The following is a 19,502-nucleotide window of genomic DNA, read 5'->3' on the forward strand; positions in this document are numbered from 1 at the left end:
ATGTAGTATGCGCATTTTAGTATTAGGAGCTGGTGGCGTCGGCGGATTTTTTGGTGGCCGATTAGTAGAAAAGGGAGAAGATGTTACATTTCTCGTTCGCAGCAAAAGAAAACAGCAATTAGAGGAAAAAGGACTTGTTATTCGTAGTGTTAATGGAGATTTTTCCTTTCAACCGAAACTGATAACGAAAGAAGATAGAACTTCTCCATTTGATGTGATTTTATTTTCAACAAAGGCGTATCATTTAAACGACGCGACCATAGATTTAAAGCCGTTTGTAGGTGAAAATACAGTCATAATTCCATTGTTAAATGGTATCGCTCATTTATCACTATTACAAAAGGAATTCGGTGAAGAAAAAGTGATTGGTGGTTTATGCTTTATCGAGACGACGTTAAACGATCAAGGAGAAATTGTACAAACTAGTGCTGCAAACAGACTTGTATTTGGGGAAATTAAGCCTCAAGATTCAGAGAGAATAAAGCCTATTTCTAAAGCATTTGCAGGTACAAAAGCTAGTTTTGTTTTAAGTGAAAATATTACGCAAGATATGTGGCATAAATATTTATTTATCACTGTAATGTCAGGTGTGACAACATTAATGCGTGCACCAATAGGACCGATTCGTGAGAGTGAAGGTGGACGTGATTTTATCCGAAACTTATTTGAGGAATCTGTGCAAATTATGAGGGCATTGGGGGCTCCGGTTAAAGATAATATTATTGAGGACCATATGAAAACGATTGATAAAATTTCTTATGATATGAAGTCATCTATGCAGCGTGATATGGAAAAAGGCTCGCTCATCGAAGGGGAACATTTACAAGGATACTTACTGGATGTAGCAGAACAATTTTCTATAGAAGCACCTTCATTAGGTGCTGTATATCAAAATTTGAAAGTGTATGAGGAAACGACCTTTAATAAATCCATAATATAATTAGATGTATGAAATAATAAAAAAGATAGCAATATATAAGTGTATTGCTATCTTTTTTATTTGAGTATGACAAATTATTTGTTTCTTTTAATTCTTTCTGTCAAATTTATTTCCTGTTCGCGTTTACCATATAACTGATTAATTTCATTTGCTACTGCATCTAAATATGAGTCAGAAAAAAGCGGTTTCTTCTTTTTAGACATACGGGTCTCCTTTAAGGGTTTTTTAGTATTCATTATGTATATTTATCGGCGGATTATGCGCAATCATTTAAAATTTTTTATTTTTAAAAATTTTTGTTTACATTTTAAAAATAAAGGAGTATTATAATCCACAGTTTCAATTTTCTAAATCGCTTAAACCGCATGGTGCGGGGGACCCGTTTTAATGAATTAGTGCATAATTCAATGGGGTGAATCCTTGAAAAAGGTAGGGCTACTCAAAGGCCCGAATCCGACAGCTAACCTCGTAAGCGTTATATTGAGAAGGAAGGTGGAGCTTGTGCGACAAAAAATATAATGTCTACAAGTCTATTTCTTGACGGCTTGTAGACATTTTTTGTTTTCTAAAAAAGTTTATGGGCTGAAACAAGCAGAAAAGTTCGTACAAAATTATTGGAGAGTGGACAGCAGTGGTTTCATCTATTAAAAGATTTTTAATTGGAAGACCGTTAAAATCAACTGAGTTAGGGGAGCAAAAGCTCAATAAAACGAAGGCGCTAGCAATTTTGTCTTCTGACGCATTGTCATCGGTTGCATATGGTCCAGAACAAATATTAATTGCTTTAGCAGGACTTGGAGCAATAGCTTATTGGTATTCCATTCCGATAGCTGTTGGGGTATTAGTATTATTGACAGCTCTTATTTTATCTTATCGTCAAATTATTTTTGCTTATCCTCATGGCGGGGGAGCTTATGTTGTATCAAAAGAAAATTTAGGGATGAATCCAGGATTAATAGCTGGAGGCTCTTTATTAGTAGACTATATTTTAACTGTTGCAGTAAGTGTATCTGCGGGTACAGATGCGCTCACATCTGCTTTTCCTAGCTTACATGCACATAATGTAATCATTGCGATTATATTTGTCATATTGATTACCATCTTAAATTTAAGAGGCGTAACGGAATCAGCTTCCGTTTTAGCATATCCGGTTTATCTATTTGTTCTAGCTTTATTTATATTAATTGGTGTAGGGGTATACAATATTTTAACTGGTCAAGTTTCACCCACGCTGCATTCGCCAATTGGAACACCAGTCGCGGGAATTAGTTTATTTCTACTGTTAAGAGCATTCGCATCAGGTAGTTCTGCATTAACAGGTGTTGAAGCAATTTCTAATGCAATTCCAAACTTTAAGGATCCTGCACCTAATAATGCAGCAAAAACATTGCTTGCAATGGGTGCATTACTTGCGGTTTTATTCACAGGAATTGTCTTTTTAGCTTATTATTACGGAGTTACACCGAGTAAGGAAGTAACAGTCGTATCTCAAATAGCTGAACAAACATTTGGGCGTAATTTCATGTACTATTTCATACAAGGTACAACAGCTTTAATATTAATTCTTGCTGCTAACACAGGTTATTCTGCATTTCCGTTATTAGCAGTTAATCTTGCAAAAGATAAGTTTATACCGAGAATGTTTACAATTAGAGGAGACCGCCTAGGTTATTCAAACGGTATTATTATACTTGGGATTTCTTCGATTATTTTAATTGTAGCTTTTCAGGGGAAAACAGAACACTTGATTCCGCTATATGCAGTAGGGGTATTTATTCCGTTTACACTTTCTCAAACTGGAATGGTACTAAAATGGCTTCGTGAAAAGCCTGAAGGATGGATTTTACGTTTAACGATTAATTTAATTGGTGCAGTTATTAGTTTTATCGTAATGAGTATGTTCTTTTTAACTAAGTTCGCACAAGTTTGGTCAATCCTTATTTTCTTACCTTTCATTATCTTCTTGTTCCATCGAATTAAGAAGCATTATGATGCAGTGGGCGATCAATTAAGTTTAAAAACTTGTGAACGGATTGTTCCGATTGAGGGGAATGTAATTGTCGTTCCTGTAGCTGGTATGACTCATGTAGTAGAAAATTCACTGAACTATGCTAAAGCTCTTTCTGCAGATCAAGTTATCGCTGTGTATGTTGCTTTTGACAGAGAAGAGGAAAAGAAATTTGAAGAGAAATGGGAGAAGTGGCAACCTGAAGTAAGGCTTGTTACATTACATTCTCATTATAGAAGTATTATTCAGCCGCTAACAAAATTTATTGATACAGTACAATATAAGGCGAGTGAATCAAATTACCGAGTTACGGTCGTTATACCACAGTTTATTCCGAAAAAAGGTTGGCATAACATTCTTCATAATCAGTCTAGTTTACTCATTCGTGCGTATTTACTCTATAAAAGAAATGTTGTTATTACGACAGTACCGTATCATTTGAAAAAGTAAGGAAATTTTTTAAGGATAACTTCACGAAAGTGAAGTTATCCTTTTTTGTGCATATACTATGCATAATTGCATACGGGTTCAAAAGATATATCAATATAATATTATCAGTTATGAGTAATCAGTGTTTTTTGTTGTGATATATGGATATTTTAATTGAGAAAGTTAATCGGATTTTATTTTGGAATAAAGACATGAGTTCTTGAAAATAAAGGGAATGAAAATACTTCTTTACGATGGATTAATAGCTGTGTTTAAATGACCTTACAGTACAAAACTTACATGAAAACAAAACGAAATTTCATACTTTCGTACGTTAATTAGTTTAAAATGAATAATATTTTTATGTAATATATTCACTGTATGAATGTGGAAATTGCGATAAAATAGAACACTTATACAATATTATTCATACTAAGCACATATGAAAAGTTATGGAATGTTTTATAACAATAAGTAAGTACTGTAGCAATAAAATTTGAGAGAGGTGGTTAGTACATGAATCACGGTGAGAACGTTCTCGGTTTTTAACCATCTCAAATAATGTGCAAGAAAATAGAATAATAAAATGCGATAGTAATAGTTGCTAATACATAGGAGGAGTTAAAGTGAAAAAGACTTTAATTACAGGGTTATTGGTTACAGCAGTATCTACGAGTTGTTTTGTTCCTGTAAGCGCTTACGCTAAGGAGGGGCAAACAGAAGTGAAAACAGTATATGCGCAAAATGTAATTGCTCCAAATACATTATCAAATTCAATTAGAATGTTAGGGTCACAGTCACCACTTATACAAGCATACGGATTAGTTATTTTGCAACAACCAGACATTAAGGTAAACGCTATGAGTAGTTTGACGAATCATCAAAAGTTTGCAAAGGCGAATGTACGAGAGTGGATTGATGAATATAATCCGAAGTTAATCGACCTAAATCAAGAGATGATGAGATATAGCACTAGATTTAATAGCTATTATAGTAAGCTATATGAACTAGCAGGAAAAGTAAATGAAGATGAACAAGCAAAAGCAGATTTCACAAGCGCATATGGAAAATTGCAAGTGCAAGTACAAAGCATCCAAGAGAGTATGGAGCAAGATTTATTAGAGTTAAATCGATTTAAATCGGTATTAGACAAAGATAGTAACAACTTATCAATTAAAGCTGATGAGGCAATAAAAACACTTCAAGGATCAAGTGGAGATATTGTGAAATTAAGAGAAGATATTAAAAGAATTCAAGGGGAAATTCAAGCTGAACTAACTATTATTTTGAATAGACCTCAAGAAATTATTAAAGGTTCTATTAATATCGGTAAACAAGTATTTACAATCACAAATCAAACTGCACAAACGAAAACAATCGATTTTGTTTCTATTGGTACTTTAAGTAATGAAATTGTAAATGCTGCAGATAGTCAAACGAGGGAAGCAGCTCTTCGTATTCAGCAAAAGCAAAAAGAGCTATTACCACTTATTCAAAAGTTATCACAAACTGAATCAGAGGCGACTCAAATTACATTCGTTGAAGATCAAGTAAGTAGCTTTACAGAACTAATTGATCGCCAAATCGCAACTTTAGAAACGTTATTAACAGATTGGAAAGTTTTAAATAATAATATGATCCAAATTCAAATAAATATTGAATCTGGCACGTATACAGACAGTAGTTTACTTCAAAAACATTTCAATCAACTAAAAAAAATTAGTGATGAAATGAATAAGCAAACGAATCAATTTGAAGATTACGTTACAAACGTTGAAGTACATTAAAAAGAAAATCATTAATAATTCATGATATAGGGAGAGAAGAAAAATGACAAAAAAACCTTATAAAGTAATGGCTCTATCAGCACTTATGGCAGTATTTGCAGCAGGGAATATTATGCCGGCCCATACTTATGCAGCTGAAAGTACAGTAAAACAAGCTCCAGTTCATGCGGTAGCAAAAGCTTATAATGACTATGAAGAATATTCATTAGGACCAGAAGGCCTGAAAGATGCAATGGAAAGAACAGGTTCAAACGCTTTAGTAATGGATCTGTACGCTTTAACAATTATTAAACAAGGTAATGTTAACTTTGGTAATGTATCGTCTGTTGATGCAGCTTTAAAAGGAAAAGTGATTCAGCATCAGGATACAGCTAGAGGAAATGCGAAGCAATGGTTAGATGTATTAAAACCACAGCTTATTTCAACGAATCAAAATATTATTAATTACAATACGAAATTCCAAAACTATTATGATACTTTAGTTGCTGCGGTAGATGCAAAGGATAAAGCAACTCTTACGAAAGGTCTAACTAGATTATCAAGTAGTATTACTGAAAATAAAGCGCAAGTAGATCAGTTAGTAGAAGATTTGAAGAAGTTCCGAAATAAAATGACGTCGGATACTCAAAACTTCAAGGGAGATGCAAATCAAATTACATCCATCTTAGCTAGTCAAGATGCTGGAATTCCGCTTCTGCAAAATCAAATCACGACGTATAATGAAGCAATTAGTAAATATAATGCAATTATTATCGGTTCATCTGTTGCGACAGCATTAGGACCAATTGCAATTATAGGTGGTGCGGTTGTTATTGCTACGGGAGCAGGAACTCCTCTAGGAATCGCATTAATTGCAGGCGGTGCAGCAGCTGTAGGTGGTGGTACTGCAGGAATCGTATTAGCGAAGAAAGAGCTTGATAATGCACAGGCAGAAATTCAAAAGATAACAGGACAAGTTACAACTGCCCAATTAGAAGTGGCAGGATTAACAAACATTAAAACACAAACAGAATATTTAACAAATACGATTGACACTGCAATTACAGCGTTGCAAAACATTTCAAATCAATGGTATACAATGGGATCAAAATATAATTCTTTACTTCAAAATGTAGATTCAATTAGTCCAAACGACCTTGTTTTCATTAAAGAAGATTTAAACATTGCGAAAGATAGCTGGAAGAACATTAAAGACTATGCAGAAAAAATTTATGCTGAAGATATTAAAGTAGTAGATACGAAAAAAGCATAATAACAATTAAACTGTTATAGCATTACGTATAGATAAAATATTTATTAAATAATAGAGAGCTCCTGTTCAGTAGTGAGCAGGAGCTTTTTTTACCTCTAACGTTTCATATCCTCATAAAAAGAATAGGTGATAAGTATGCGTAATAATTTCTATAAAAAATGTCTTTTAACGATAATGATTGCTGGAGTCGCAACGAGTAATGCGTTTCCTTTACATCCTCTTGCAGCAGAACAAAACGTAAAAACATTACAAGAAAATGCAAAAAATTATTCTCTCGGACCAGCAGGGTTCCAAGATGTAATGGCGCAAACGACATCGAGCATATTCGCAATGGATTCATATGCAAAATTAATTCAAAATCAGCAAGAGACTGATTTGAGTAAAATAAGTTCAATTAATGGTGAGTTTAAAGGGAATATGGTTCAGCATCAAAGAGATGCAAAAATTAACGCGGCTTATTGGTTAAATAATATGAAACCTCAAATTATGAAAACGGATCAAAATATTATTGATTATAATAATACTTTTCAAACGTACTATAATGACATGCTAGTAGCGATTGATCAAAAAGATAGTGGTAAATTAAAAGCGGATTTAGAAAAGTTGTATGCGGACATTTTAAAGAATCAAAATGAGGTAGATGTATTATTAGGAGATTTAAAAGCTTTTCGCGATAGAATGGCGAAAGATACAAATAGTTTTAAAGAGGATACAAATCAATTAACCTCGATTTTGGCGAGTACGAATGCTGGTATTCCAGCTCTAGAGCAACAAATAAATACATATAATGATTCGATCAAAAAGAGTAATGATATGGTCATTGCTGGTGGTGTACTTTGCGTAGCGCTAATAACTTGTCTTGCTGGCGGACCAATGATTGCGATTGCGAAAAAAGACATTGCAAATGCAGAAAGAGAAATAGCTAATTTAAAGGATAGAATTTCAGGAGCGCAAGCAGAAGTGGCAATTTTGACAGATGTGAAAAATAAAACAACAAATATGACAGAAACAATTGATGCAGCAATTACGGCACTGCAAAATATATCAAATCAATGGTATACGGTAGGTGCAAAATATAATAATTTACTACAAAACGTAAAAGGAATTAGCACTGAAGAGTTTACCTTTATAAAAGAAGATTTAAATACGGCGAAAGATAGCTGGAAGGATGTAAAGGATTATACAGAAAAATTACATGAAGGCGTGACGAAATAAACAGCGGACTAGTGCCGCTGTTTATTTTTTATCCCGTTTTTTGTGAGAGCCGAGCTTGTAATTTTACCCATAAGTTTGCCGTGTGTTTTATCAATGTAGCTTTGGGATAATGTTTGGTCAAATTGATACTAATAACCTCGATAAACTCCTGATCACGCTTTTTATATTTAATGTTTTAAGGGAAAAAGCTATACTATAAGCAAAACTAAAAATTGGAAAGGAAATACTAAAACATGGAAAATTATTTATTATTTATCCTTACAGCAATCCTAATCATAATAATGCCTGGTCCCGGTTTTGCCTTAGTTACAAAAAACACTATCTCGCATGGTAGAAATGGTGGGATAAGGACCGTCTTAGGAACGGTATCTGGAATGATGATTCATACAATAATGGCTACACTAGGACTCTCTGCTATCCTAATGAAATTTGCTATGCTATTTACATTAATAAAATATGCTGGGGCTTTTTATTTAATTTACTTAGCTGTAAAGTCAATTAAAAGTGCCTTTTCTAAAAAAGAAGATATGTCAGGTTCAGTGGAAATGAACTCTAAGGATATTGGTACGATTAAAAGTTTTAGACAAGGATTTACCACGGCAATCTTAAATCCGAAAACGGCTGTATTTTTCCTAAGTTTTCTACCCCAATTTATTGTGAGCAATCAAAGTCATCTCTTCCAATTTCTGTTGTTAGGACTCACATTTACGACTTTGACAGCAATATGGTATTTACTTTATATCTCACTAATACGTCAATTAAGAACTTTTTTACGAAAAGAAAAAGTGAACCGTACAATAGAGGGTATTACTGGTACAGTATTATTAGCATTTGGAGTTAGGTTATTTTTCCAAAAATAAATATGTATATGAAAAGAGAAATAATCAATGGCGGTTATTTCTCTTATTCACTTATTCTAAAACTACCATTATAGATTTCTAGAGGTGAGATGATTTTTTGTTGGGTATTTATGTTACTATCACTGTAAAAATTGTGAAGAAATGTACTTAAACTAACGGGGCAGGATAGTTGAATAAGAATAAAAATATTTTTATAAGTTAAATTTATTGAATATCATAAAATATTTATAATTAAACTTTTTTCTAAATCAACACTCGATGGCGATGTGGTGTTACCTCAAATATAATTATTTTATTTGAAGGTCTCATTTTAATTTTTTCAAATCTTTTCATAGGTTGATATACAAAGACGTGTAGTGATAAGCCTATAACTGCAGTAATGTTTAAAATAATACTTATAATCATTAAAGACCATTCTATAACTGGAGAAAAGTATCCGTCCGTACTTAATGTAGAAGAACTCAAATCTAGTATTAAAATAACTATTAGTATAAAGGTAAGTTTTTAACCAATTTGAATCCCCCCCTTTTAAGGATAACATCTTTATATTATTATATTTAAAAAATAAATTATATAATTAATTATAAGATAGTTATCTATGAGAATTTAACTTGTTTTTTCGTTTTGGAGTGTTAAAAAATTCTTAAGTTGATGGGCATGGGATAGCACACCATGCCTATGAACTTAAGAACAGAAACTTACGCTTGAACATAATATCAAATTTAGATGAGCAAAGCTATTTCAAGTGAATAGAATCCACTCTTTAAGAATACATAAAATATATACATACAAGCTTAGTCTGATCACTACATCATTAGTGAAAGTAGGATTCTATAGATTTTGGAGGAAGAGATATGAAAAAAAAGGTTCTCCTGTTTACAGATTTGGGGATTGATGATGCGTTTGCTATACTGTACACCTTTTTTCGTAAAGACATTCAACTTGTAGGAATTGTAGCCGATTATGGAAATGTATCCAGAGAAAATGCAATAAGAAATATTAACTATTTGAAGTACATTGCGGGAAGAGAAGAGATACCCGTATTCCTTGGTGCTTCTGTACCGTTGACAGGTATATTGATTCAGTATTTCCCTGAGGTACATGGAAAAGTCGGATTAGGACCTATCATTCCCCCTGAAATTTCATATCCAGTTTATCCTTTAAATGATATTTATCAAATTATAGAATCAAATTTAGAAGATCTTACAATTATCAATTTAGGAAGACTTTCTTCGCTAGCTACGACTTTTGTGTTGAATTTAGAAACAATGCGAAACGTAAGAGAATGCATTTGCATGGGGGGAGCTTTTTTCTATCCAGGTAACGTAACTGCTGTGGCTGAAGCTAACTTTTACTCAGACCCTTATGCAGCAAACTTAATTCTGCAGCATGCAAAGAACTTGACAATTATTCCTTTAAATGTGACTCAACATGCGATTGTTACACCCGAAATGGTCCAGCAAATTGATGCATTTCATCGGAATACACAGGACCTTGCAGGACTCATCATCAAACCTATGTTAGACTATTATTATAAATTCTACTCCAAGTCTAATCCTGGTATAAGTGGAAGCCCTATGCATGATTTTGTAACAGTGTGGTATTTGCTGAATCAAGAGGCTGTTGGCCTTTCAAGAGTACCCATTAAAGTAATTCCTGATCAAGGAGAAGGATTTGGTCAAAGTATTGCAGACTTTCGTTTTGCTACTAATCCAGGCTATAAAGCGCATAATGTAGCTTTTCAGCTTGATTATGAAAGATTCAAGAAGGATATTATGGAAACGTTTTTAAAGAAGAGAGTGTAACAGACTTTATTAACTTCAGATAATAGGGATTATTTGAATGAAATGCCACTTCACTTAACGTACAGGAATTCGACTTTTTTAGGTTGAAATTCGCTTAGCATATAAAACTTCCAAAATGTTGGCTGTATCCCATCACTATCAAGCTAACAAAACAAAATCCCCCTAAAATGAAAAAATCCGCTGACTTCTCAAAGTAATTAACTGTAGTGAAAGAAAATTTTTATTTTGGGGTACATTAAAACTTTAGCTTGATGGCCATGGGGTCTCGCCATCAAAACGTGAATTTCGTACGCTAAGGAATTTCTATGTTAAAAAACTTGGTTTTACCGTACGTTAAGGAAGTTCCATAAATAATATTCAATGTTTGTTATTGAAGGGTTTTGTTATCGTTACTACAGAAAGAACAAAAAGAATGAATTGAATATGAATCGATTTATCCCGCTATTTGCGTGCAGTAAGACTCCCACCTCAAAATTCGGGGAATGCGGGGGATTTAGGTGGGAGATCAACTGCCCGTAAAAGCCCGATTGGTGAGGGCTAATAATCAGTGGGGATGGACAAACCCCCCACTGATTAAAGTTTCACTTTATCTGCTTCAAGATCATCTGTATTGAGTTTATGAAGCTACACAATAAAGTTTCATTGTATATACTAAGTGGAATAGAAGTTTAGGTGGATAAAATTCGGTAGTCGAAATTTCTTGCATAAAGCTGTATAATGCTTGTAACGAAAGGGAAATACAGGAAAGGGTTTGTAATAAGTTACTATGGAAAAAGATAAACAACAGTTAAGCGTTGAAGTTGCAAGATTATATTATCAATCAGATTATAGTCAGCAAGAAATTGCTAACAAATTAAATATTTCAAGACCGACGATCTCTAGATTATTAAAGTACGCAAAAGAAAAAGGATTTGTTCAAATTAGCATAGCCGATCCGTTTGCTGATTTAGATAACGTTGGGAATTTACTTAAAGAAAAGTACAACCTGTTAGAAGCGCATGTCGTATTTTCTCCAGTACCAGAATATGCAACGATTACGGAGTATATTAGTAAGTATGCTGCTGAGTATATGGAAAAGACCGTGAAAACTGGTGATATCGTTGGTGTAAGCTGGGGAATGACGATGTATGAAATCGCTAGAAAAATTGTGCCGCAACATGTGAAAGGTGTAGAGGTTGTCCAATTAAAAGGTGGCATTAGTCACTCAAGTGTAAATACATATGCGAATGAGACGATTGCTTTATTTGCAGATGCTTTTCAAACGACGCCAAGAAATCTACCCCTTCCAGTTATATTTGATAATGCAGTGACAAAAGAATTAGTGGAGCAAGATAGACATATTCATCACATTATCGAAATGGGAAAACAAGCGAATATTGCAGTTTTCACTGTTGGAACAGTGCGAGACGAAGCGCTATTATTCCGATTAGGATATTTCGATAAGGATGAAACGAACATTTTGAAAAAACAATCGGTCGGTGACATTTGTTCACGTTTCTTTGATGGAGACGGAAATATTAGTAGCGAAGAAATTAATAAGCGTACAATTGGAATTGAGTTAGAGGAACTTAAATTAAAGAAACGTTCTATTTTAGTTGCAGGTGGTAATAGAAAAGTAAAAGCAATTGATGGTGCGTTACGTGGCGGGTATGCAAATGTATTAATTATCGATCAGCATACGGCGAAGGAATTGTTACATTATCAAAAAGGTTAGAAATAAAAGGCTTTCTCAAAATATTAATTTTGAGAAAGCCTTTTATTTTGTTATGTATAAATGATAGGAGTCCTTCTTGGAACACAAACTTCCTTTTTAAAAATAATTATGGATATTGAGATACATACTACCAGTGTTAACATAAAAGTTTTGATTTCAACTTGTGATGTATATGAATTGTTTCTCAGCTAGAATGCACCGTATCTACTACAAGAAATTCCCTTTTGTAAAAGAGTGAACAAAATTTCAAAAGTGTATTTACATTTGTTCAACTAAGAGTTAGAATGAAGTTGTTAAAAGATATGAGGAGTGAAGATAATGAACATTGCAAAGTTAATTGACCATACAATTTTAAAACCAAATTCTACTAAAGAAGATGTTATGAAAGTAATCGAAGAGGCAAAGCAATACAAATTTGCTTCAGTTTGTATTAATCCTACATGGGTAAAGCTAGCTGCTGAAGAATTAGCTGGACATGATGTAGACGTTTGTACTGTAATCGGTTTCCCATTAGGAGCAAGCACTACTGAAACAAAAGCATTCGAAACAAAAGATGCTATCGCAAAAGGTGCAACTGAAGTTGATATGGTAATCAACGTAGGTGCTTTAAAAGATGGCGACAATGAGTTCGTTGAGAAAGACATTTATGAAGTAGTACAAGCAGCAAAAGGAAAAGCTCTTGTAAAAGTAATCATTGAAACTTGCCTTCTAACAGATGAAGAAAAAGTTCGTGCTTGTGAATTATCAGTAAAAGCTGGTGCTGATTTCGTAAAAACTTCAACTGGATTCTCAACTGGCGGAGCAACTGCAGAAGATATCGCATTAATGCGTAAAACAGTTGGACCAAACGTTGGTGTAAAAGCATCTGGCGGCGTTCGTACACGTGAAGATGCAGACAAAATGGTAGAGGCTGGAGCTTCTCGCGTTGGAGCAAGTGCTAGTGTTGCAATCGTATTAAATGATGCAAAAGGTGCTACAGATAACTACTAATCAATAATGAAGTAAAGGGCAATAGATACACATTTAAAGTAAAGTGTATCTATTGCTTTAACAATTGAAAAAGATGTAAGCGGATACGAATGGGAGGAGACGGCTTATGAAATACTTAATCGGTGTTTTAGGCCTCGTATTGATTTTAGGTATCGCTTGGCTTGTTAGTAATGATAGAAAGAAAGTCAAATATCGCCCAATCATAACGATGGTTATATTACAATTCATTTTGGGGTTTTTATTATTAAATACAAGTGTAGGGAATATATTAATTAGCGGAATAGCAGATGGTTTTGGAGAATTATTAAAATATGCCGCTGATGGTGTGAATTTCGTATTTGGTGGATTAGTAAATCAAAAAGAGTTTTCATTCTTTTTAAGCGTATTAATGCCAATCGTATTTATATCAGCTTTAATAGGTATTTTGCAACACATTAAAGTATTACCTATTATTGTGAAATCTATCGGTCTAGTATTAAGTAAAGTAAATGGAATGGGGAAACTAGAATCATATAACGCGGTAGCTTCTGCGATTTTAGGACAATCTGAAGTGTTTATTTCAGTTAAGAAACAACTAGGATTATTGCCAGAAAAAAGAATGTATACATTATGTGCATCTGCGATGTCTACCGTTTCTATGTCTATCGTTGGATCCTACATGGTGTTATTAAAACCGCAATATGTTGTAACCGCTTTAGTGCTTAACTTATTCGGTGGCTTCATTATTGCTTCTATTATTAACCCGTATGAAGTTACAGAAGAAGAGGATATGTTAGAAGTACAAGAAGAAGAGAAAAAGACCTTCTTTGAAGTATTAGGGGAATACATTATAGATGGGTTTAAAGTTGCGATTACAGTAGCAGCTATGTTAATCGGTTTCGTTGCTCTTATCGCCTTTATTAATGCAGTATTTAAAGGTGTAATCGGTATCTCATTCCAAGAAATTCTTGGTTATGTATTTGCACCATTTGCATTTATTATGGGTGTACCTTGGCATGAAGCAGTTAATGCCGGAAATATTATGGCAACAAAATTAGTATCGAATGAATTTGTCGCTATGACAGATTTAGCACAAGGAAACTTTAATTTCTCAGCTAGAACGACAGCGATTATATCTGTATTCTTAGTATCGTTTGCAAACTTCTCTTCAATTGGGATTATTGCAGGGGCAGTTAAGAGCTTAAATGAAAAACAAGGGAATGTAGTCGCAAGATTTGGTTTGAAATTACTTTTCGGTGCAACATTAGTAAGTTTCTTATCAGCAACAATCGTTGGCTTATTATTTTAACAGATTCATATAATATAAAAAGGAATGGTGATTGTAATGAGAATGGTAGATATTATTGCGAAAAAACGTGATGGAAAAGAATTAACGACTGAAGAAATTAATTTCTTTATTAATGGATATACAGATGGAAGTATTCCTGATTATCAAGCGAGTGCACTTGCAATGGCAATCTTCTTCCAAGATATGACGGATCGTGAACGCGCAGACTTAACAATGGCAATGGTTGAATCTGGAGAAACAATCGACTTATCAGCAATTGAAGGCATTAAAGTAGATAAGCATTCAACTGGCGGTGTTGGTGATACAACAACATTAGTATTAGGACCATTAGTTGCTGCTTTAGATGTACCAGTAGCAAAAATGTCTGGTCGTGGTTTAGGACATACGGGCGGGACAATTGATAAATTAGAAGCAGTGGAAGGATTCCACGTTGAAATTACGAAAGAGCAATTCATTGATATTGTAAACCGTGATAAAGTGGCTGTTATCGGACAAACAGGAAACTTAACACCTGCTGATAAAAAAATCTATGCACTTCGTGATGTAACAGGAACAGTAAACTCGATTCCTCTAATCGCAAGTTCAATTATGAGTAAAAAAATTGCAGCTGGTGCTGATGCGATCGTACTTGATGTGAAAACAGGTGCTGGTGCATTTATGAAAACAGAAGAAGATGCAAAAGAATTAGCTCATGCAATGGTACGTATCGGAAATAATGTTGGACGTCAAACGATGGCAGTAATTTCAGATATGTCACAGCCTCTTGGTTTTGCGATTGGTAACGCTCTAGAAGTGAAGGAAGCAATTGATACTTTAAAAGGTGAAGGTCCAGAAGATTTAACAGAATTAGTACTTGTATTAGGTAGCCAAATGGTTGTACTTGCGAAAAAAGCAAATACATTAGAAGAAGCTCGTGAAATGCTAATTGAAGTTATGAAAAACGGAAAAGCAACTGAGAAATTTAAAGAGTTCTTAAGCAATCAAGGCGGAGACAGCTCGATTGTAGACAATCCAGAAAAAATGCCACAAGCGAAGTATGTAATTGATGTACCTGCAAAAACTTCAGGTGTTATTTCAAACATTGTTGCAGATGAAATCGGTATCGCAGCTATGTTACTTGGTGCAGGTCGTGCAACGAAGGAAGATGAAATTGATTTAGCTGTAGGTTTAATGTTACGTAAAAAAGTTGGCGACGCAGTAAAAGAAGGTGAGCCATTCGTAACGATTTACGCAAATCGTGAAAATGTAGAAGATGTAAAAGCAAAAATTTATGAAAATATTTCTATCTCTGAAACAGCAGTGGCTCCTAAATTGGTTCATACAGTTATTACTGACTAATCATAATTACATTTACTTTGAGGAGGAAATAATATGGATAAGAAAAAATATATTGAAGAAGCAAATAAGATGTTATCAAAAGCGTATATTCCGTATTCAAAATTTCCTGTTGGTGCAGCGTTAGTTACGAAAGAAGGTAAAATCTATACTGGTTGTAATATAGAAAATGCTTCTTACGGTTTATGTAACTGTGCAGAAAGAACGGCAATCTTTAAAGCAGTATCAGAAGGTGAGCGCGACTTTAGTTACTTAGTCATTACAGGAGAAACTGACGGACCGATTTCACCATGTGGCGCTTGTAGACAAGTTATTGCTGAATTTTGTGATCCGAAAATGCCTGTATTACTAACGAATGTAAAAGGTGATGAAAAAGAAGTGACTGTGGAGCAGTTATTGCCTGGTGCCTTCTCAATTGAAGATTTAAAATAAGTTAGAAGGCCATTCCACAATTAATAGTTGTGGAATGGCCTTTTTATTTTCAAGAAATAAAAAACCAAACTAACAATGTAATACTCTGTTCATATTCCGTTCATAAACTTTGCGTAAAATGATTGCAGTGAATATGGAAAGTGACGATATTAATTGTCGTTCTACAGCAGGAGGAATATAATGAAGAAATTATATAATGCAGCATTCATTTACTTAATTATTGGTTTATTATCAGGTGTATTTGCTAGAGAGTATACAAAAGCGCAAGGAATTAAAGGATCCACTATGTTGCAATTAGTGCATACACACGTATTAGTGCTCGGCTTCGTATTCTTTTTGGTCGCTTTGGCTCTATTTAAAGTATTTAATGTCCGTGAAACAAAAAGTTTTCGTGCATGGTTTGTTGTGTATAACATAGGATTAATTTTTACAATCGCTACAATGGTATTTAGAGGTATTTTACAAGTAAACGGAACAGACTTTAACGGTTTAAGCCATATGGCTGGATTAGCTCATGTCATTATAAGTGTCGGGCTTGTTTGGTTTATGATTTTGCTCAAAAAGTCTTTTAAATAGATAGGGGTGGAGAGTATGAGTTTAGCACTTTTATCAAGTATCGTAGCAGTTTGCATGGCCGTTGGAGTAATGTTTCTTCGATTTAAGTCAGCGAAAAAACCGGTAACGAAAAAGAAAATTATATTACCGCCAATCTTTATGAGTACTGGCGCATCGATGTACTTCTTATCAGAGTTTCGGTTAACATCGTTAGAAATAGTAGAGGCAATTAGTATAGGACTTATTTTCTCTATATTTCTTATTAAAACATCTAAGTTCGAAATAAAAGGTGAAGACATATATATGAAACCGTCAAAAGCGTTCATATTTATTTTAGTTGGATTATTAGCTGTACGAGTAGGACTTAAATCATATTTAAGTCAATCGATTGATTTAGCACAATTAAGCGGGATGTTTTTCTTACTTGCCTTTGCGATGATCGTATCGTGGAGAATTGCTATGTATCGCTCGTATACTAAATTAGAAAAGACAATAAAAAGAGCTGGAATTTCTATATAGGAATTTCAGCTCTTTTTATGTTTTATTGAAATTCTTTAGTGCGGAGCTCATTCGCTAAATTTCAAACGGTCTTGGGCATGCTGTAAAGCAAGTGGAGTAATATTTTCTCCGCTAGAATCTACAATTGTTGTATTTAGTAAAATGGAATCTAAACTTCCGCGGAATTCTTTCGTATAGCTTTTTCTTAGTGTTTGTTGCTCTTGTTTTTCTGCACTATTTAATCCTAAAGTTTTTTCTTTTTTTGCTAATTCATTAATACGGAATAAAATGTTTTTCATTTCTTTCACCTCTAAGATTTTTATTTTAAATTAGTAACTTACTAATTTATAGTTATTGTAACCTATCTTTTATAAGGTGTCAATGCCTGTAAAAAATCAACTCTTTATACTGTATATAAAATAGTATGGAGAAACTAAGTAGATAAGTAATACTTGAAATATGAAAATTATTTGTATACAATACCTAAGTAGGGTATAAAAAGGTTCTTTGTATTGACCGCATTTATACAAGCATAATGAAAAGAGATAATAAAAGGAGTATGTAATAATGGATTCAGTAATTTCAAGGAAAGAGACAATTATTTCATATAGCATTGCAGTTCTATTTATATTAGCGATGGTTACAGCAGGTGTTTTATTAAATGATCCAGAAGTAATTTTGCCGGAAATAGCTGCGATGGCAATAGCTTTATGGGCATATCGTGAGCCGGGATGGCTAAGACAACCAGAAAAAATCTTTATTGCGCCGTCAATAACAGCTGTTATTGGTTTTGCAGTGAATCAAATGGATATTTCCTATATAGGAAAAGTTAGCGTAACACTTATATTAATGATGCTATTTTTACGTGTTATTCAATCCAATTTAGCGCCATCTATTGCAACTGGTTTATTACCATTAGTAACAAATGCGACTGAATGGTCATTTGTTATATCGGTCTTCATTTTGACATTCATATTAATGCTAGGTGTTCTTATATTTAAACTGAATAACGGTCTTAAGAGAAAAGTGAAAATACAATATAAATATATGGTAGTATTTCTAATACTAAATTTCGTATGGATAAGTTTATGTTGGATAACTGGTTATGAACAATTAGCGGTCATTCCACCTATTTTAGTCGTTGTGTATGAATCGCTTCAAAAGCCGATGTACAATGAAAAAATGGCATGTAAACAAATACTAGTATTAACTATATCGGCAACTGTTGGAACTTTATTGTACTTAGCAATCGATTCATGGATTGTAGTTACTTTATTAAATATGATATTGATGCTTATTTTGTTAAAAATTGTTGGGGTACGTATTCCAGCAGCTTACGCATTTCCATTACTTCCGCTCGTATTTCCTGATGAAATGATAAAAATGTTACCAGTTGGTTCATTCATTGCGGGGGTATTCTTATTTGGTGCAGTACTACTTTATAAAAAGTGGGAGATGAAGCAAAAGGGAATGCAAATGTAGAGAAGAAAATACAATCTTTAGTTAGCATAATAAATAGACACCCGCGGGTGTCTATTTTCATTAAATGAAATTTAGCTTAATTCATTTAAGTAATTAACAAGTTCTGTTGTTTTAGAAAAGAATGGTGAATGATCAGCTTCCAAAGTAATTATTTTCGTGCAAGGAGTTTCTGTATTCATTCGGCGCTGAAAATCAATCGGAATCGCTCTATCTAGAGTTGTTTCGATATAAATACGATTTACAGTTCCAAAGTTCTCTTCTGATATTTTTAGCTCTTGTTGGAACGGTCCTAGCGGTTGAGGACGCATTTGATTAAAAGATGTTTCTTTAATAGAACCGTCTTCTGTAGCATTTAAAAATGTTTGTTCAATCAACTCTGGTATAAGTTCTGCAGTCAAGTCTTTCTCATTTATAGAGAATTGTGGTCCGGTTTCGCCATTTAATTTACTACCAAGACTTTCACCGTTTTGTGGTAAGAATGCGCAAAGATAAACTAATTTATCGATTTTATTTGGTATATATTCAGCTGCTTGTGTAATAACAATGCCGCCCATACTATGTCCAACGAGAATAACATTTTCATTTTGTTGATGTATCGCATTCGTTACTGCATTAACATAGGAATCTAACGTTACATTCTGAGAAGGAGTCGTATCTTTACCACTTCCAGGTAAGTCTAGTGTAATAACTGTATGTCCGAAAGCCTCTAACTGAGGTTTTACAAATTCCCATGCCCATTCGCCTTGCCATGCTCCATGTACTAAAACGTAAGTACTCATTGAATCAACACTCCTCTAATGTTTATATGCTTATTTTTTCGTAATATTGATGATGTATAATTAGTGTATATGAAGTGGGTTGATAAATATAATGAAGCTTATTTATAGATGATATAAATATCTTTTATATAAG

General features: G+C 33.7%; 18 protein-coding genes, 1 pseudogene and 1 riboswitch. Of the genes and pseudogenes, 15 read left to right on the forward strand and 4 right to left on the reverse strand.

Annotated elements, in window-relative coordinates:
* Nucleotides 1-7: 7 nt before the first annotated feature.
* A complete protein-coding gene (gene panE / locus MHB76_RS09040) occupies nt 8-940 on the forward strand; it encodes a 2-dehydropantoate 2-reductase (RefSeq protein ID WP_002158335.1) in 933 nt (310 codons plus the stop codon).
* 74 nt (nt 941-1,014) lie between these two features.
* Here panE and MHB76_RS09045 read toward each other — a convergent pair whose 3' ends face one another.
* Nucleotides 1,015-1,143, reverse strand: a complete 129-nt coding sequence (locus tag MHB76_RS09045; protein ID WP_000038255.1) for a hypothetical protein — start codon at nt 1,141-1,143, stop codon at nt 1,015-1,017.
* Nucleotides 1,144-1,283: 140 nt separating this feature from the next.
* Nucleotides 1,284-1,430: riboswitch (cyclic di-AMP (ydaO/yuaA leader) on the forward strand.
* Nucleotides 1,431-1,571: 141 nt separating this feature from the next.
* On the opposite strand from MHB76_RS09045, the gene MHB76_RS09050 reads away from it, so the two are divergent.
* The 5 genes from MHB76_RS09050 to MHB76_RS09070 all read left to right on the forward strand — a co-directional run bounded on the left by MHB76_RS09050 (nt 1,572) and on the right by MHB76_RS09070 (nt 8,491).
* On the forward strand, nt 1,572-3,398 hold the full coding sequence (locus MHB76_RS09050) for an APC family permease (protein WP_002158334.1): 1,827 nt from the start codon (nt 1,572-1,574) through the stop codon (nt 3,396-3,398).
* A 605-nt stretch (nt 3,399-4,003) separates the two neighbouring features.
* Nucleotides 4,004-5,164, forward strand: coding sequence for a non-hemolytic enterotoxin NHE subunit A (nheA, locus tag MHB76_RS09055; protein ID WP_078173150.1), 1,161 nt, complete (start codon nt 4,004-4,006; stop codon nt 5,162-5,164).
* Nucleotides 5,165-5,207: 43 nt separating this feature from the next.
* Nucleotides 5,208-6,416, forward strand: a complete 1,209-nt coding sequence (gene nheB / locus MHB76_RS09060) for a non-hemolytic enterotoxin NHE subunit B (protein WP_078173151.1) — start codon at nt 5,208-5,210, stop codon at nt 6,414-6,416.
* 135 nt (nt 6,417-6,551) lie between these two features.
* The gene (gene nheC / locus MHB76_RS09065) at nt 6,552-7,631 is read left to right on the forward strand and encodes a non-hemolytic enterotoxin subunit C (RefSeq protein ID WP_078173152.1); all 1,080 of its coding nucleotides are present in this window, start codon (nt 6,552-6,554) and stop codon (nt 7,629-7,631) included.
* Nucleotides 7,632-7,864: 233 nt separating this feature from the next.
* Nucleotides 7,865-8,491 (forward strand): LysE family translocator, encoded by a 627-nt coding sequence (locus MHB76_RS09070; RefSeq protein WP_002202409.1) that lies wholly within the window; start codon nt 7,865-7,867, stop codon nt 8,489-8,491.
* A 243-nt stretch (nt 8,492-8,734) separates the two neighbouring features.
* On the opposite strand, the pseudogene MHB76_RS09075 reads toward MHB76_RS09070, so the two are convergent.
* A pseudogene (locus tag MHB76_RS09075) lies at nt 8,735-9,003 on the reverse strand (hypothetical protein).
* Between the two features lie 342 nt (nt 9,004-9,345).
* On the opposite strand from MHB76_RS09075, the gene MHB76_RS09080 reads away from it, so the two are divergent.
* The 8 genes from MHB76_RS09080 to MHB76_RS09115 all read left to right on the forward strand — a co-directional run bounded on the left by MHB76_RS09080 (nt 9,346) and on the right by MHB76_RS09115 (nt 17,129).
* Nucleotides 9,346-10,296, forward strand: coding sequence for a nucleoside hydrolase (locus tag MHB76_RS09080; RefSeq protein WP_002158329.1), 951 nt, complete (start codon nt 9,346-9,348; stop codon nt 10,294-10,296).
* A 766-nt stretch (nt 10,297-11,062) separates the two neighbouring features.
* On the forward strand, nt 11,063-12,010 hold the full coding sequence (locus MHB76_RS09085) for a sugar-binding transcriptional regulator (RefSeq protein WP_002202408.1): 948 nt from the start codon (nt 11,063-11,065) through the stop codon (nt 12,008-12,010).
* A 318-nt stretch (nt 12,011-12,328) separates the two neighbouring features.
* Nucleotides 12,329-13,000 (forward strand): deoxyribose-phosphate aldolase, encoded by a 672-nt coding sequence (gene deoC / locus MHB76_RS09090; protein WP_002012110.1) that lies wholly within the window; start codon nt 12,329-12,331, stop codon nt 12,998-13,000.
* Nucleotides 13,001-13,106: 106 nt separating this feature from the next.
* Nucleotides 13,107-14,288 (forward strand): NupC/NupG family nucleoside CNT transporter, encoded by a 1,182-nt coding sequence (locus MHB76_RS09095; protein WP_340986258.1) that lies wholly within the window; start codon nt 13,107-13,109, stop codon nt 14,286-14,288.
* Between the two features lie 36 nt (nt 14,289-14,324).
* Nucleotides 14,325-15,626 carry a pyrimidine-nucleoside phosphorylase gene (locus tag MHB76_RS09100; RefSeq protein WP_002158325.1) on the forward strand — a complete coding sequence of 434 codons (1,302 nt, stop codon included), beginning with the start codon at nt 14,325-14,327 and terminating at the stop codon, nt 15,624-15,626.
* A 33-nt stretch (nt 15,627-15,659) separates the two neighbouring features.
* Nucleotides 15,660-16,055, forward strand: coding sequence for a cytidine deaminase (locus MHB76_RS09105; protein WP_000358532.1), 396 nt, complete (start codon nt 15,660-15,662; stop codon nt 16,053-16,055).
* A 180-nt stretch (nt 16,056-16,235) separates the two neighbouring features.
* Nucleotides 16,236-16,631, forward strand: a complete 396-nt coding sequence (locus MHB76_RS09110; protein ID WP_002158323.1) for a DUF2871 domain-containing protein — start codon at nt 16,236-16,238, stop codon at nt 16,629-16,631.
* Between the two features lie 15 nt (nt 16,632-16,646).
* Nucleotides 16,647-17,129, forward strand: coding sequence for a CcdC family protein (locus tag MHB76_RS09115; RefSeq protein ID WP_016104524.1), 483 nt, complete (start codon nt 16,647-16,649; stop codon nt 17,127-17,129).
* Between the two features lie 47 nt (nt 17,130-17,176).
* On the opposite strand, the gene MHB76_RS09120 is transcribed toward MHB76_RS09115, so the two are convergent.
* Entirely contained in the window at nt 17,177-17,407 is a 231-nt protein-coding gene (locus MHB76_RS09120) for a DUF896 domain-containing protein (protein WP_078173154.1), read from the reverse strand.
* Between the two features lie 268 nt (nt 17,408-17,675).
* Here MHB76_RS09120 and MHB76_RS09125 point away from each other — a divergent pair, with 268 nt between their 5' ends.
* On the forward strand, nt 17,676-18,590 hold the full coding sequence (locus MHB76_RS09125) for a hypothetical protein (protein WP_078173155.1): 915 nt from the start codon (nt 17,676-17,678) through the stop codon (nt 18,588-18,590).
* 71 nt (nt 18,591-18,661) lie between these two features.
* Here the strand turns inward: MHB76_RS09125 and MHB76_RS09130 are convergent, their stop codons facing one another.
* Nucleotides 18,662-19,369: an alpha/beta fold hydrolase gene (locus MHB76_RS09130; RefSeq protein WP_078173156.1), complete on the reverse strand. Its 708-nt coding sequence runs from the start codon at nt 19,367-19,369 to the stop codon at nt 18,662-18,664.
* Nucleotides 19,370-19,502: the final 133 nt, after the last annotated feature.

Origin of the sequence: Bacillus sp. FSL M7-1345 (assembly GCF_038006985.1) — a bacterium.
GTDB lineage: Bacteria > Bacillota > Bacilli > Bacillales > Bacillaceae_G > Bacillus_A > Bacillus_A cereus_U.

What these genes read in the sequence shown, in the direction of transcription:
- MHB76_RS09115 (WP_016104524.1), top strand. Translation starts at nt 16,647, where the DNA reads ATGAGTTTAGCACTTTTATCAAGTATCGTAGCAGTTTGCATGGCCGTT.
- MHB76_RS09085 (WP_002202408.1), top strand. Translation starts at nt 11,063, where the DNA reads ATGGAAAAAGATAAACAACAGTTAAGCGTTGAAGTTGCAAGATTATAT.
- MHB76_RS09045 (WP_000038255.1), bottom strand. Translation starts at nt 1,143, where the DNA reads ATGTCTAAAAAGAAGAAACCGCTTTTTTCTGACTCATATTTAGATGCA.
- MHB76_RS09105 (WP_000358532.1), top strand. Translation starts at nt 15,660, where the DNA reads ATGGATAAGAAAAAATATATTGAAGAAGCAAATAAGATGTTATCAAAA.
- MHB76_RS09095 (WP_340986258.1), top strand. Translation starts at nt 13,107, where the DNA reads ATGAAATACTTAATCGGTGTTTTAGGCCTCGTATTGATTTTAGGTATC.
- MHB76_RS09130 (WP_078173156.1), bottom strand. Translation starts at nt 19,369, where the DNA reads ATGAGTACTTACGTTTTAGTACATGGAGCATGGCAAGGCGAATGGGCA.
- panE (WP_002158335.1), top strand. Translation starts at nt 8, where the DNA reads ATGCGCATTTTAGTATTAGGAGCTGGTGGCGTCGGCGGATTTTTTGGT.
- MHB76_RS09120 (WP_078173154.1), bottom strand. Translation starts at nt 17,407, where the DNA reads ATGAAAAACATTTTATTCCGTATTAATGAATTAGCAAAAAAAGAAAAA.
- deoC (WP_002012110.1), top strand. Translation starts at nt 12,329, where the DNA reads ATGAACATTGCAAAGTTAATTGACCATACAATTTTAAAACCAAATTCT.
- nheB (WP_078173151.1), top strand. Translation starts at nt 5,208, where the DNA reads ATGACAAAAAAACCTTATAAAGTAATGGCTCTATCAGCACTTATGGCA.
- MHB76_RS09100 (WP_002158325.1), top strand. Translation starts at nt 14,325, where the DNA reads ATGAGAATGGTAGATATTATTGCGAAAAAACGTGATGGAAAAGAATTA.
- MHB76_RS09070 (WP_002202409.1), top strand. Translation starts at nt 7,865, where the DNA reads ATGGAAAATTATTTATTATTTATCCTTACAGCAATCCTAATCATAATA.
- nheC (WP_078173152.1), top strand. Translation starts at nt 6,552, where the DNA reads ATGCGTAATAATTTCTATAAAAAATGTCTTTTAACGATAATGATTGCT.
- MHB76_RS09110 (WP_002158323.1), top strand. Translation starts at nt 16,236, where the DNA reads ATGAAGAAATTATATAATGCAGCATTCATTTACTTAATTATTGGTTTA.
- MHB76_RS09080 (WP_002158329.1), top strand. Translation starts at nt 9,346, where the DNA reads ATGAAAAAAAAGGTTCTCCTGTTTACAGATTTGGGGATTGATGATGCG.
- MHB76_RS09125 (WP_078173155.1), top strand. Translation starts at nt 17,676, where the DNA reads ATGGATTCAGTAATTTCAAGGAAAGAGACAATTATTTCATATAGCATT.